Raw genomic sequence first — 12786 nt, 5'->3', positions numbered from 1 at the left:
TGAATCCAAATATTTTTGTGCTCTCCTGTATGCAAGCAATCGACTCTTCTGAAGCTACTTTATCATTAGAACGAGGGTAGGAGGGGGATGAAGCTTTGTTTAGACGCTGCTTGCATTGCATTATACTTTTCTTGAATACTCATTTACATGCTTGGGCTTGCTTTTTTTATCAAAGTTGAAACATTATTTCAACTCAACAAGCTCAAGCTTTAATATTTTTTCATGTGGGTTCTCAGCCTCAATCTGCATATCTTGCAAGTAAGTGATAGCATCATCATCTTTGTAGAACTTTTTCGTTGTAATCTGATTATTTACACTGGTTGTTAAAACCTGGTATTCACTATTATTTTGTGGATAGTTGAGCTCATTAAAAGCTTTTTGAGCAGTAGAAAATAAATTAAACACCTCTTTATTTATAGGCTTGAACTCTTTTTTAATTGGATTGTAACCATCTCTAAAATCAATATTATCAATATTATCAATAGACAAACTACTCTCATCATCAATTAAAGCGACAGGGTAAACCCCTTGTTGATTATCAGCAGAAAACAGACATAACCCTGTTTATTATTGTAAATGTACCTAATAAGCAAAGATTTATCACCGCCTAAACTAGAATTATTTATGTTTATAATTCCTCTTAACTGTACATCCATTTCTTCACACATCCTACTTGCCGACCCATTGCTAAATAAATACTCATCCCCTAATTCATATGAATTTTCATCTGGATGATATAGTTCAACAGGAGTAAGATTCCAAGTAAAACTATTTTTGTTATCTTCCATCATCTCCGCCCCTTTATTTACATTTTTAGCTTAGACTTGGTATTGTCTTCTTTATCCAAACCCCATTCCATACACCATTCAACGGCATCTATAGCCCCTCCTGTGCAAAGACCGCCATCTTCTTCACGGTATAATTCTACCACTTCATTATCTTGCTCAATTATTCTCATGGAGTATCCATCTTCAACGAGTTCAATAGTTACTATTTGCCCTTGATGGTTTTGAAAACAGACCATTTGTTTTTCTTCTAGCTATCGGACAAGACTGTTAATGTAGTTGCCACCATTAGAAGCTAGATCCTTATTTTTCATAATAGGTGTATCTTTAGTAACCAAGTTTTTTAAATAACGTAATGAATGGAAAACATGCTCTATTGGTTCATTAGACTTTTCCCAGTGTATTTTTTCAACTTCGTAAAACATATCAACTATTCTTTTAACAGCTAAGTCTCCACTCAATTCATAGTTAATAATGTCACTAATATTGTCTTTATCAATCCCAAGCGAGACTAAAAATTCAGCCATAATCCTATTCTCATAGGCAAGATTTTCGTTTTCTTCTTGCAATTCTATATTTCTATCAGGTATCCGCTCTTTAGGCTTCTCTGTTAAAAGCTTGTGTTACATGATATTGATAGCCTTTCTTACTGCTAAAATCTCTTGAATCGGTGTAAACATGTTCCAGGGTTGATCACCATCAATGGCCTTTTTAGTATAAGAGTCTTCTGTTGAAAAAGAATCAGGGTGCCATTTTGTGTTTTTAAGAAGCATGTGTGAATGTCTTAATACCTCTAGCACCTCCTTGGTTGATAATGCTTTAAATGATTTTGACTTTGAAAAACAGTTTTCCATAAGCTCATCTGTATGAAATGTTGTTTTTTGTATTTTTACCTGTTCGTCAATTTCAAAGTAAAAATAATCAATCCACCCACTTTCCACTTTCTACAATTACCTGTGTTGTAAGCTTTTGCAACGTAATATTTGGTGTTTTAAACTCTTGTAAAGATGAGCCGAATCCACTGCTCAGAGTTGTGTAAGATTTAAGGCTTGATACCACTGGCACGATTGACACAACAATTCGATTATCTGGCAATATTTTTGGCGTTACTCGCATATCAACACCAACACTCATACGCTCTATCTCTGAGGTAGTAACAACCTTACCCTTAGCGTCTGGTGTTGAATTAATCGAAGAGACGTAGCTAAATTCAACACCTGTAGTGATGTACGCCTAACGACCGTTAGTAACAGTTATATTTGGCTGGTTATCTACTCGAACTTTACCTTACTTACGCAGCAGGTTGAGCATCACATCAAGTGTAATTTTCTTACCCAGGTCAATAACTGCACCTGCAGGTGTTCCAATCCAGATAATGCCAGCGCCATCAATAACTTGACTAGCATTATTACCTATTTGAAATTGTGAAAACTGTTTAGAAATTAAATTCCAATTAATACCTTGTCCAACTGATTCATCAACCGTAACATCGAGCACTTGTACTTGTACTTGTAGGTGTATTTGACGATTTGAAGAATCTATTAATTGATTAATCCACTCGTCAACTTGTTTAATTTTGTTTGGCAGGCCAATAACTGAAATAGTACCTAACTGTTGATTATCCGTCACTACAACAACTGGAGCTTTTAAAATGGATACACTTGAAGATGATGAACTATTAACAGTGCCACTATTCATGATCGTCCTAACATGATTAACCACGTCCTCCCAATTTTTGTTAGCGCCATCAACAATGATTGCTGTGTTGCTATTAGTGCTAATATCAGACCTACTACTGGTTTGAATTTGTTGAGTGTTCATGGACAAAGACTGTAAACCCCAAGTTTTTGAATCGATCGACTTCACATAGACAATACTGCTTTCTAGCTTTAAGCTATATCCGGTAATATTTTCTATGTAGTTAAAATAATTATTCAGTGTTTGATTTTTAAAATTAATAACAAACTTATTGTTTAAATCAACCCTGGAATCTATTGATACAGATAAAGAACTATCAGCAAAATCAATGGCGGCAATAATATTGATTGGTGACTTGATAGAGATGTTAACTGTTTTTTCTAATCTTGGATTGGATTTATCCGAATAAACCCTAGCCACTTGGATAAATATATCTGAATTCAGATTTGGGCTTTGAAAATAGGTATTTTTAAAGTTTTGACATCCATATCTAGTTTGCTAAAGTCATCATTGGTGTCACTCAAAGAGCAAGATGAAAGAAACGCAGGTAATAACAATACTAAGATAATTTTCATTGTAGTGCCTATTTTTTATTTACTAAATCAATAATAAATATTTCAGCGCTTACTTTATGCACTTTAAATGTTATTTTATTGTTTAGGTGTTTGTTAATCAATTTAAAAACATTTTTTAAAATATTCTCACTGGTTATAACGCCTCCACCAGGAATGATTGTTACAACTGTTTTTAAAATATTCCTATTGCTAGAAATATTGTTTACTTTCCATTCAGGAAAATACGCCTCAATAATTTCACTTAAAGGTTTTTTAATATGTGTCACCACTAAATTTTTAACCTTTTTTCCCTTGCCCTTGGGAGGTTACTATCACACCCCCATATTGTCATTTTTTATATCAAGGAGACTAGGAACTGTCTGGTCTTGACTGTCATAGACGGTAACTCCAGAATACGCACCATAACTAACCATTAAAAAAGAGTACTTGATAAAATTTTAATCTTGTTCGGCATGTAATTTTGTTGTAGTGTACGCACTAAATATTGTTATATAAAATATAACAATTATATATTTATAAAAAAATAAATATTAAGGAGGGTGAACGGTTGTTATGCGATAAAAATTGATTCTGAGTCTTTAAAGCTGATTCCGTAAAAATCACTTAAAGACATATCAATAATAGAGTTATCCAAGATAATTGCGGCACTCACAAAATCAATGCCAGGAAAAGGAAAAATAATAACCTTTATGTTTGAAAAGTATATGTCGTCACTTAACTTATCCAAGTGAGAAATTATGTCTTTGTCCTTGATAAAATCATCAAAATTATAAATATTAAGCCTTTCAGATAATATTTTAATAAATTCTAATTTTTTCCGTTTTGTAAACAAAGATAAATTTAGAACCTCTTTTTCATCTAACTGATTTGTCAAAATTTTTGCTGGTTCAATATCTTGACTTGCTTCATTATAGAAATACAGATTAGTTTCTCTTCTTTGTTGAATATTTGAATTACCATGAAAGGCAATTATTTTCTTACTGTAAGAAACAGGATTTTGAAATTTTACAACCGGCGCTATACGTTCTAATAGCTCTTCTTCGGTTAGGGATATAAAGCTATTGAGTTTAATTGTTTTCATATTGCAACAGCCTTAGCATAACCAAGATCGTAAAAATATGAGAAAATCTTCTTTGTACACTTTTTTTTGCCTTTGCACTCTTTAATTTCAAACTGTAGTGCGATAAAAATCGACAATTGAACCGGAGTTACTTTAGTTTCTTGCCTATTAAGACTGAAAAAATTACTAATAGAAGCTTCTTTATTGCCCAGACAAACCATGTAGTTAGATTTTGTTAGCTTCTCGCCATCATTGCCAAATAAAAAGTTTTCATAATCCTTGTAAAAAGAAACAATATCGATATTCTTTACTTTTACATTGCTAGGTAACACTTTGTCATAGATTAAATTTTGATTGTCATTAATCAAATTTAACAGCAAATGGTGTCTATTAGTTCTTTTAGACTTGCTAGTATCTTTAGGTTGAATGCGGATATTTGAACCGTATATTTTGACCTGGTCAGCCATAGTAAAGCCAAAAAGTTGTTTTTGTTTAGAAAGTGATTCTTTTGTACAAGCGACTTTATTCAAAATAAGATATATGTTATTTAACAGAATGAAATATTATAACAGTTATATTTTCACAACCCTATCTAAATCATATTCCAAACACTGAATCAAACTCAACATTTGTTCGTCAGGTCGTCTATGAATTGCTCTAACCTCATCAAGTAGATGTTGATATTCTTCCACATCTACAAAGCTTCTTTGCAAGTGTGTTCTATCCTGGTGGTTTCCAAGGGTAGTAACGAACCTAGATCATCTAACCTGGTTTGAAACTTTCTATAACTATTCATATACCCTGGTCCTTGTGTACCACACACAATACTGCCTCGATACCATAATTTTATAGTAAAAAAGGTAATGACTAATACAAATATAAAATTAATATGCAAAAGACTAAAAGACTTTTTATATGGAAACAATATTACCAATAAATCGCTATCCACCTTATGCGGCGTTTCCAAAAAAACAATTAGCAAGTGGCTAAATAGCGACTTAATTCAAACAAATGCTCTAGTTATTATTAAACAAGAATATCCGAATTTTGATATTGAATACACCCTAAGTGGTAACAATCGAGAAAATATCGATATCGATATGCTAGAAAAAATTATTCAAGTCATACTAGCGACAAGCCCTGACATTAACAACGGCAAAATATCAACTGCTATCGCTTCAATTTACGGAATTCTAAATAGTACTGGTGCCGACAATAAAAACATTTTGATAAACGAAAAGGCTGTCAGCCTCTATCTTAAAAATCTTTAAAGCTCTCCTTTTTTACATCTTTGGTGATTTTTTATTACTAGCGTTATCTTTAGTTATTTGACTCTTAGTTTTACCTTGCAATGAGGCTGAGTTTAATCCCAACTCATTTGTATAGGTATTATGATTAATAGGGATAACCTTGGTCGCTGAATGGTTACCAAGCTTAATACCCACAAAACTTTTTCTACCTCCATTTAAGACTAGCGGCATTTTATTTTTATTGCGATCCTCAGTCTTTTTTCCCGTAATCAAGGAATAATTGTCAAGTGTTGCCTAGTTAGACAAGGAAGAAAGCGATTGGGCTGTGAATTTACCAGGATAGTGTACCAATCCCAGCATTACTTCAAGCACAATTTTACTGTCCATCTTGTTGGTGATAAATTCCTCAACGCTTTCAATAATATCTGCATATTGGCTTTGCTTAAATGAAAGTTCTTTTAGGGAATCCCATTTGATATCAACATAATTATTTTGTGCATCTTTCATACCAGAAAACTCAAATAATTTACCATCGCCATCCTCAAATATCACTCTGATAATGCAATTTGTTTGTCTGGTACCAATGGGGTTGTCAATAATACTTTTCATAACATCTCTAATACCATCCAAATTAACCCGTTCGAAGCTTGCCGCATACTGGAGAAACATAGTCAAAATATTCGGACGGAGTCTTTGGAGTATAGCTGCCATTTTTGGTCATTGCGACACGCAGCAATCCTTTATCTTCATCTAGCTCTTTTTCAGAATCACGAATAAACGTAACACCAGACAAAACTGTATTCTCGTGCCTCTTGGAAACTGTGTTAATCCAACCATACTCTAGATCTGTTGAATCTTCAGACACTTTAACCACCCTATCCAAAATAAAGCAAGAATCAACCTCTGCCATAATACTCTTCTCTTTAACATCTTGCGCATTAGAAGGTGCATCATCAGATAAAAACACTTTAAAAGGTGTTTCGTCTCTCATGACCTGCCCTCTGTCTGTGATAGGCAAACACAGTATGTACTCTTTCATATCCTGTGTCGCCTCTACAAACTCTAAAAACGCAACTGCAACTGAATCAAAACTGTTTAGTTTTGATGTTTCAAAAAAAGTTTCTCTATTACCTAAAACCAGGTCTGTTAAATTTAAATTTTCCACGTCTTTTGCTATTTCTGCAGTTGCTTTCATTAGAATCTGGTGAAGAGTAATTACTTTCTTTTGTTAGAAACAGGCCTAAGTTTGAACAATCAAGTCTAGGACTTGAATTGTTATTATCATATTTAATAGTCGGCCTTTTGCCTGTTGTTACCTTTGAATATGTAACATCAGCAATAGGTTCGTCGTTTAACAAGCCAAACTCAATTAACGTTTGTTTGTCCGCGCTTAAACTGAACTCATCATGGATCTTTACTTTCCCCAAATCTTTAATAGGCTCTTTTGAACATAGAGTCACAAAACCATGACCAGTTGCGCTTTTTAGTTTTCTATTGTCGCTAATTACATCGTATTTATTGCCTTTAAATACTATTGTATTGTTAAGTTTTTCCATTCGCTTCTCCTTTTAGATGAACTACCTTTTATATAAAATTATATTATATATTCTTTATAATTTATAATTTAATTGTTATAATAATTCATTTACTGAAACCAGCCCTTTAATTTAGTTGCGTTAACTTTGGGTTTCTTTTTATTTTTACTATCCTCTTTGGTATCAATAAACAAAAGATTATCAGTAGAGGCGAGAACATCTAAAAAAATAAGAGTCAGTACCAGGCAGCTCTTCTGTGGCCCCTCCTTCAAATACAATACCGTCATTAAACAGATGGTGTGCCTTTAATTTTGCTTGATATAAACACTCAAACTTTTTACCTTCCAAAGCCCAGCCGTTATTATTAGGACTATTGGCAAGTGTAGCTTTATTGATATACTCGCCTTGATCAGAATTAAATACAAGTACATCAACAGTATCATCTGAACTTCGGATAAACTTAAAACTGGCAACGCAACCTCTTTCTTTATTACTATCAGATTCAGAATTTTGCAACTCAGTTAAAACGCTATCATGCCTATTTTTAGGCGTTAACAGCTTTTCTTGGAAGTTTTCGGTAAATACTTCCTTATCGTCATTATTTTGATTTATAAACTCTAGTCCGCTTTTGCTGTTTTTTAATTCGCAAGTACTTTCAGCTAAATAGCCACCCATATTTCTTAGGAAATTATTAACCCTTGAGAAAAATCCCACTAGGTTAATTGTGCTAGATACAAAAGTTATATCTTGTTTAATATCAATTGTTGGGAATATGAATAGAGCGTTTCCAGAGATTAAAAACCCTGATGATTCTTGTTTAATATCCATTTCAAAATCAATGTCGCGGTAATTAAACAACGGGTATTCTTCTAGCTCATCTCCACGCAGTTCAATTTTCTCCTTAATGGCTGCTGCTGCCAAAACGTAATTTGGATAAGAGATAAACTCATCAGCAGAACCATATACTTTAATATTATGATTAATCTTTTCCTTCGCTTCATCGGGTTTTTTCTCTATTTTTGTACCATTGTCTTGTTTCTCCTTATCCGTATTTTCAACCTTTCTATTTTTTGAATATCTGACTTTAATTGTATCTCTTCTAATACCACCAGAACGGAACTGCTCAATAAACGATGCTTTGTTCTCGATTGTCTGCCACATTCTTGAATCTAGTGTTTCCTCTGTCGCGTATCTAAGAACGTAGGGCTGGAATTTATCAAGGTTTTGCTGGTAAAAAATATTGCCTTGACGCAATATTCTACCCTCACGCTGTTCAATGTCTGAGGGTCTCCAAGGTGTGCATCGATATGATACAAGGCAACCAGTCTTGTCTTGTACATTCATTCCTGCGCCCATCTTGGCAGTTGGGCCTAGCAAAACTCTAATACTACCCCTCTAACTTTTGCGTATAAATCAGCCTTCTTTTGATCTGTATTTGCATTATGGATATAAGCAATTTCATTATCAGCAATACCTGCATCTAAAAGTCTTGACTTAATATCATCATAAGCATTAAATGAATCATCATCTTTAGTGCTGTTTGGTGTTGATAGGTCAATAAAGACCAGTTGAACACCTTTAACATCACTGTAACAGCGATAAATATCAATTATATTTTCACCAGCCTCTGCTAATTTTGAGCCCATATCCTCGTCAATATTTACAAAAGGGTCAATCAATCTATAATCAAGTGCCGCTTTCCTTGCGTCATTCATAACTTTAAGCATATTGTCTTTAGATAGATCGGCTGGTAAGCTAGTTGCCCTTTCAACAATCTCGTTTATGTAAGCTTCAACTTTTGGATTCTTATTAACAATAATATTCGCTGGCTTGCCGCCATTAACAACCGGGATTAAAATATCTTGACCGATAGCTCTTAACGCTTTTTACAAGTCATTTTTTAGTGACAACGTCAGCAAAAACACGATACATGGCCATTACCCCTGGAACTTTATTAAACTTAGAAAATCTTGATATCAATCGGTAATCTATGCCAGTCGGTAAAAGCTCCCATTCTGATGTTACTGTAGCAAATACGCTCTGCCATACGTCAAAATGGCTAACGCCCATCTTATTTTAAACTATCAAGTGATAAGTATCTCTGCATTGTGTAAAGTTCAGCCATAGAATTAGAGATTAGCGTTCCAGTGGCAAACACAACCCTTCCATTAATTTTATTAAAATACTGAATCTTTAAAAATAAATCCATTGCCATTTGTGAGGTAGAGCCCAACCCTGCAATACGAGACATTGACGTTGGGAGTCCTAGATTTTTAAATAAATGAGCCTCATCAACAAGAATAGAATCGATACCAATATTTTCAATGGTTGATGCCTCATAATCTTTATCGCCAACATTGCTCAATATGTCTTCTAATTTTTTTTCTAGTCTTTCTTTTTGTTGAATTTGTTGTGATATAACCCTTTTATCCAAGCCTTTAATGTTGTTCATTTTAAATAAGGCATTATCCATATCCTCAATCATTGAGGTATATACCTCTTGCTGAGTTTGGGCTGATACCTGTAAGAATTTAAAAGCAGAATGTCCAATAATGATTGCATCAATATTTAACATGCACGCTCGTTCAAAAAAAGATATTCGGTTTTGTTTTGACAGTCCACCTTGAGGTGGTACTAGAATATCACTTTTAAGATATAGACTGAAAAAAGCTTTAGCAAAGTCATCTACAATATGATTAGGAACTACTAGTAACGACTTCTTAGATACACCAATACGCTTTAATTCCATTGCAGCTGCAACCATCCGTAAAAGTCTTTCCAAGACCAGCAGTGTGATCTAATAATGTTGATTTATTGTTAATAATTCTAGATATAGCGTTTTCTTGTGTCGGCCTAAGTTCAATAGCATCATCAGAAACCTTGCTAGGTAAAATTAGTTTTGCAGTTGTATTTATCGATGCAACGAACCTGTTAAAGGTTTTATTGTAAGTATCTTCTAATATTTCAATATAATTAGGGTTGTCTATAATAAATTTCTCAAACGTATCTTTCATTAAGTTGGCTTTTCCTGTGCGATTACAATTGCAACTTGATTGACAACTTTAACCTCTACACCCTCTGGGCTGGTTACACTTTTTTAACTATGCTGGTTTTATTATTTAATATGGCGTTTAAAATTTCTTTTGCATCTTTATAATCTGTGTAGAACTCACTTAAACAAAAATACTCAGAACTAATAGCCCATTTACCATTTTCTGTAATAAATTCAACATCAAAATCATCTCGATTTTGAATGTTTGGGAAAATTACGCTACAAGCGAAATCTTGAATAATATGCACAGGTATCCAGCCTTCGCTTATTCTTGGATCAATATCGTGTATTCTTATTTCTTCTGGTAACGCCTCTTTTAATGAGGCTAAATTGTGACTTAAATCTATATTGCCCTCATAACTAGACATGGAAAATATTTCCTTACTCTCTAAACAAGGGTGTAATTATTTCTTCTGATATTTTGCCAGATACTTTAACCATAAAATCAATATCACAAGAGCTATTGTAAGACAGTGAATAATCAAGTAGTTCTTTCATACTAGCATTAGACATCTCTCGAAGAGAGACTGACGCAATAACATTTTGCGAAAATAGTTTTATTTTTTTGGCGCTTTCTTTTCTTTGATCCTCGCCACTAGATTTTGAGGTGGCCGCTGATACACCTTTATCATAATCACCCTCAAGTGCTAGAACACGATAAACAAGAGGGTCTTAAATCGTTGACATCCTCCCCCAGCACTATCAGCATTTAACAATGCTGTGACAGCATCTCTTAATTCAATATAACCTTTTATAACATCTAGCTTCTTAACATCAAGAACTTTAATTCCTTTTTTCTTATGCGCTGGAGTGTGAGGCTCAACATAAAAAGAATGTGTGTAGCCAATCACTCCGGAGTTTCCCGAGCCGTAAATGCCTGTAGAAACAATTCTCGTTCTAAGAACATCCGATCCACTTTGCTCTAATTTGTCTTTAATTTCTTTGTAAGTTTTATCATTAACTGATAATTTGTCTAATGTTAAAAATGAACCAGAGGGTAAGTTTATTTGATATTTTTCTATTTTTATAGCATCGTATCTAACAGCCCCGTCCAAGCCTGTATCTAAAATCTCAAAAGAATCAATTAAGACGCTTGCCTGCTCTTGATCGCTGTCCTGATTATATTTTTCTTTTGGCTTGTCGCCATCAATAACAACACCTAAATTTTTATTAAAATTGATGTAATCTATGTTTTGAGCAATATTGTAACGCTTAAAGTTTTTCTTATATTCTTGGTTTTTAAGTTGCTTATCATCAACAATATCAGTATCTTCAATATTTAACTTTTTGTAATGATCATAAGAAAGCATTAAAAATACTTTCTTACCAAATCTATTTTTTACAGTAGCTCAAACTCCATTTTCTATAAACAAGTCTGAATCAGAACTATGGAATCCAAAATTAATTGGCGATAATCTCTCTTCTACAGTCTACGCGACATGTTCATTTGGACTGTATGACTTAATCCAGTTCACCTTATCATTAGCAATAAGACGGCCTGGTATATCGCCTTTTGACAACCTTTGGAAATATTCAACCAGAACAGTTCTCTTTTCTTCTACTACTGCTGCTAGTCTTTGAAACATAACTACATCGGTATTAATATCAATATTCAAATGTGCGCATGTTTCATCATCCAATCGATCTACAACTAATAAATTTGCTTTTTAAAATATATTAAAACGACTTTCAGAGTTTAATGAATCCAAAAAAGGGTGAGTAATAACAAATGACAGTATCCCGCCTGGCTTTAGCATGTTTATACTTTTTTAAAAAAAGAAATTATGAATACTTTTACCTTATACCTTACTACTACCAAAGGGGTAGGTTACCAATAATCAGGTCGTATTTCTTCTGGCTCCTGTCTTTTTCAAAATCACCGTTAATGATTTTAATATCAGAATTTTCTTTATAAATAGCACCTGCTATCCTTGCAGAAATATCATCTTTTTCAAGGACTGTATAACTAGAAAATTCAAAATCATCAGGCATTAAAGACAAGAAATTACCTATACCGCACCCAAGCTCATAAATCTCTAATTTTTTATTACCAATTTTTGGCAGAAAATCAAAGACATTATCAATAATATCTTTTGGTGTAAAAAATGCGTTTAAAACTGATTTACGTGCCTCTTGCTCTTGGTACTCTCCATCAGTTAAGACATCCACTAAGGCTTCTGCCTCTAACTCCCAATTCTTTTCTGTACCAGTCTTATCAGAATTTCTGTAGAAAGCCTGTGAACAGCCGCCAGACCCTTGAAATTTAATCATTACCAATTTTTCTTCTTCAGTCGCAAACCCGACCCTATTTTCAACCTTTTTCAAGGTTTCAATTGCGGCTAAATTACTCTCAAATATATCTCTTGTATTCATAGTATTTGTGCTTTTTGATAATTATTATATATTTTATATAAAATATATAATTGGTATATTATTTTAAAGAATCAATTGAAAATTATGAATAAAGAGCCAATTACTTTTTATTCACTCTTAAAAATTAAAGATCTGCTAAAAATCTTTAGCGTTACTAGGGCAACACTAAGTAAGATTATTAAAAATAGGTAAATTACTGCGCCTATAAAAATAGGTAAACATCCTCGCTGGGATCCTCAAGATATAAAAGAAGATTTAGATAGAATGAGGGGTGAAGTTAAAACGCACTAATCTTAAAACAATCAAGCTTGCCTTGTAGCTTGATAATTGTGCTTGAACTTATACAGCGAAAGCCAACCCTAAGCGGGAGCGTTAATCAGCCTAAACAAAACCACACACTTACATAATACTACCAATCAAACCCAATAAACCCCATTTTGAAAAAATAAAGCTTTTGA

Annotated in this window: 26 protein-coding genes; 1 reads left to right on the top strand and 25 read right to left on the bottom strand. The window is 33.4% G+C overall.

Translation table 11 applies throughout. The annotated features are described in order from the left end of the window. Positions 1 to 183: 183 nt before the first annotated feature. The 12 genes from CVPH_RS03265 to CVPH_RS10085 form a co-directional block, all read right to left on the bottom strand. A complete protein-coding gene (locus tag CVPH_RS03265) occupies positions 184 to 489 on the bottom strand; it encodes a hypothetical protein (RefSeq protein ID WP_201342052.1) in 306 nt (101 codons plus the stop codon). 17 nt (positions 490 to 506) lie between these two features. Then, positions 507 to 791, bottom strand: coding sequence for a hypothetical protein (locus tag CVPH_RS03260; protein ID WP_201342051.1), 285 nt, complete (start codon positions 789 to 791; stop codon positions 507 to 509). A gap of 14 nt (positions 792 to 805) precedes the next feature. Then, positions 806 to 958: a hypothetical protein gene (locus CVPH_RS03255; RefSeq protein ID WP_201342050.1), complete on the bottom strand. Its 153-nt coding sequence runs from the start codon at positions 956 to 958 to the stop codon at positions 806 to 808. Between the two features lie 81 nt (positions 959 to 1039). After that, the gene (locus CVPH_RS03250) at positions 1040 to 1354 is read right to left on the bottom strand and encodes a hypothetical protein (protein WP_201342049.1); all 315 of its coding nucleotides are present in this window, start codon (positions 1352 to 1354) and stop codon (positions 1040 to 1042) included. Positions 1355 to 1408: 54 nt separating this feature from the next. Beyond that, positions 1409 to 1726 (bottom strand): hypothetical protein, encoded by a 318-nt coding sequence (locus CVPH_RS03245; RefSeq protein ID WP_201342048.1) that lies wholly within the window; start codon positions 1724 to 1726, stop codon positions 1409 to 1411. Further along, on the bottom strand, positions 1707 to 1976 hold the full coding sequence (locus CVPH_RS03240) for a secretin GspD/PilQ domain-containing protein (protein WP_245396200.1): 270 nt from the start codon (positions 1974 to 1976) through the stop codon (positions 1707 to 1709). The genes CVPH_RS03245 and CVPH_RS03240 overlap by 20 nt, the downstream gene beginning before the upstream one ends. 96 nt (positions 1977 to 2072) lie before the next feature. Next, positions 2073 to 2903 (bottom strand): hypothetical protein, encoded by an 831-nt coding sequence (locus CVPH_RS03235; protein WP_201342047.1) that lies wholly within the window; start codon positions 2901 to 2903, stop codon positions 2073 to 2075. A 20-nt stretch (positions 2904 to 2923) separates the two neighbouring features. Beyond that, on the bottom strand, positions 2924 to 3058 hold the full coding sequence (locus CVPH_RS10715) for a hypothetical protein (RefSeq protein ID WP_281064667.1): 135 nt from the start codon (positions 3056 to 3058) through the stop codon (positions 2924 to 2926). 8 nt (positions 3059 to 3066) lie between these two features. Then, a complete protein-coding gene (locus CVPH_RS03230; RefSeq protein WP_201342046.1) occupies positions 3067 to 3327 on the bottom strand; it encodes a hypothetical protein in 261 nt (86 codons plus the stop codon). A 281-nt stretch (positions 3328 to 3608) separates the two neighbouring features. Continuing rightward, positions 3609 to 4139 (bottom strand): hypothetical protein, encoded by a 531-nt coding sequence (locus CVPH_RS03225; protein ID WP_201342045.1) that lies wholly within the window; start codon positions 4137 to 4139, stop codon positions 3609 to 3611. Beyond that, on the bottom strand, positions 4136 to 4648 hold the full coding sequence (locus CVPH_RS03220) for a hypothetical protein (RefSeq protein WP_201342044.1): 513 nt from the start codon (positions 4646 to 4648) through the stop codon (positions 4136 to 4138). Before CVPH_RS03220 ends, CVPH_RS03225 begins: the two co-directional genes overlap by 4 nt. Before the next feature lie 42 nt (positions 4649 to 4690). Continuing rightward, a complete protein-coding gene (locus CVPH_RS10085) occupies positions 4691 to 4831 on the bottom strand; it encodes a hypothetical protein (protein ID WP_225879787.1) in 141 nt (46 codons plus the stop codon). A gap of 150 nt (positions 4832 to 4981) precedes the next feature. Here CVPH_RS10085 and CVPH_RS03215 point away from each other — a divergent pair, with 150 nt between their 5' ends. Next, entirely contained in the window at positions 4982 to 5389 is a 408-nt protein-coding gene (locus CVPH_RS03215; RefSeq protein WP_201342043.1) for a hypothetical protein, read from the top strand. 12 nt (positions 5390 to 5401) lie between these two features. On the opposite strand, the gene CVPH_RS10080 is transcribed toward CVPH_RS03215, so the two are convergent. The 13 genes from CVPH_RS10080 to CVPH_RS03160 form a co-directional block, all read right to left on the bottom strand. Beyond that, positions 5402 to 5599, bottom strand: a complete 198-nt coding sequence (locus CVPH_RS10080; RefSeq protein WP_225879786.1) for a hypothetical protein — start codon at positions 5597 to 5599, stop codon at positions 5402 to 5404. Between the two features lie 63 nt (positions 5600 to 5662). Then, positions 5663 to 5977, bottom strand: a complete 315-nt coding sequence (locus CVPH_RS03210) for a hypothetical protein (protein WP_201342042.1) — start codon at positions 5975 to 5977, stop codon at positions 5663 to 5665. 22 nt (positions 5978 to 5999) lie between these two features. Continuing rightward, positions 6000 to 6563, bottom strand: a complete 564-nt coding sequence (locus tag CVPH_RS03205) for a hypothetical protein (RefSeq protein ID WP_201342041.1) — start codon at positions 6561 to 6563, stop codon at positions 6000 to 6002. Then, positions 6496 to 6924 carry a hypothetical protein gene (locus CVPH_RS03200; RefSeq protein WP_201342040.1) on the bottom strand — a complete coding sequence of 143 codons (429 nt, stop codon included), beginning with the start codon at positions 6922 to 6924 and terminating at the stop codon, positions 6496 to 6498. Before CVPH_RS03200 ends, CVPH_RS03205 begins: the two co-directional genes overlap by 68 nt. A 180-nt stretch (positions 6925 to 7104) precedes the next feature. Further along, complete coding sequence (locus CVPH_RS03195) at positions 7105 to 8259, bottom strand: hypothetical protein (RefSeq protein ID WP_225879785.1); 1155 nt, start codon at positions 8257 to 8259, stop codon at positions 7105 to 7107. Positions 8260 to 8273: 14 nt separating this feature from the next. Beyond that, positions 8274 to 8630 carry a hypothetical protein gene (locus CVPH_RS03190; RefSeq protein WP_225879784.1) on the bottom strand — a complete coding sequence of 119 codons (357 nt, stop codon included), beginning with the start codon at positions 8628 to 8630 and terminating at the stop codon, positions 8274 to 8276. A 344-nt stretch (positions 8631 to 8974) separates the two neighbouring features. Beyond that, positions 8975 to 9667, bottom strand: coding sequence for a helicase-like domain-containing protein (locus tag CVPH_RS03185; RefSeq protein ID WP_201342037.1), 693 nt, complete (start codon positions 9665 to 9667; stop codon positions 8975 to 8977). Continuing rightward, the gene (locus CVPH_RS03180) at positions 9624 to 9917 is read right to left on the bottom strand and encodes a hypothetical protein (RefSeq protein WP_201342036.1); all 294 of its coding nucleotides are present in this window, start codon (positions 9915 to 9917) and stop codon (positions 9624 to 9626) included. Before CVPH_RS03180 ends, CVPH_RS03185 begins: the two co-directional genes overlap by 44 nt. 73 nt (positions 9918 to 9990) lie before the next feature. Beyond that, positions 9991 to 10323, bottom strand: a complete 333-nt coding sequence (locus tag CVPH_RS03175; protein WP_201342035.1) for a DUF8437 domain-containing protein — start codon at positions 10321 to 10323, stop codon at positions 9991 to 9993. Positions 10324 to 10336: 13 nt separating this feature from the next. Further along, positions 10337 to 10468, bottom strand: coding sequence for a hypothetical protein (locus tag CVPH_RS10710; protein ID WP_281064666.1), 132 nt, complete (start codon positions 10466 to 10468; stop codon positions 10337 to 10339). 134 nt (positions 10469 to 10602) lie between these two features. Continuing rightward, on the bottom strand, positions 10603 to 11265 hold the full coding sequence (locus CVPH_RS03170; RefSeq protein ID WP_201342034.1) for a hypothetical protein: 663 nt from the start codon (positions 11263 to 11265) through the stop codon (positions 10603 to 10605). A gap of 120 nt (positions 11266 to 11385) precedes the next feature. Continuing rightward, positions 11386 to 11595, bottom strand: coding sequence for a hypothetical protein (locus CVPH_RS03165; RefSeq protein ID WP_201342033.1), 210 nt, complete (start codon positions 11593 to 11595; stop codon positions 11386 to 11388). Between the two features lie 172 nt (positions 11596 to 11767). Further along, a complete protein-coding gene (locus CVPH_RS03160) occupies positions 11768 to 12328 on the bottom strand; it encodes a class I SAM-dependent methyltransferase (RefSeq protein WP_201342032.1) in 561 nt (186 codons plus the stop codon). Positions 12329 to 12786 lie beyond the last annotated feature (458 nt).

The organism is Abyssogena phaseoliformis symbiont OG214 (assembly GCF_016592595.1).
GTDB lineage: Bacteria > Pseudomonadota > Gammaproteobacteria > PS1 > Pseudothioglobaceae > Ruthia.
Note: the sequence above shows the minus strand (reverse complement) of the source record. Positions and strands in the feature narration are given on the sequence as shown.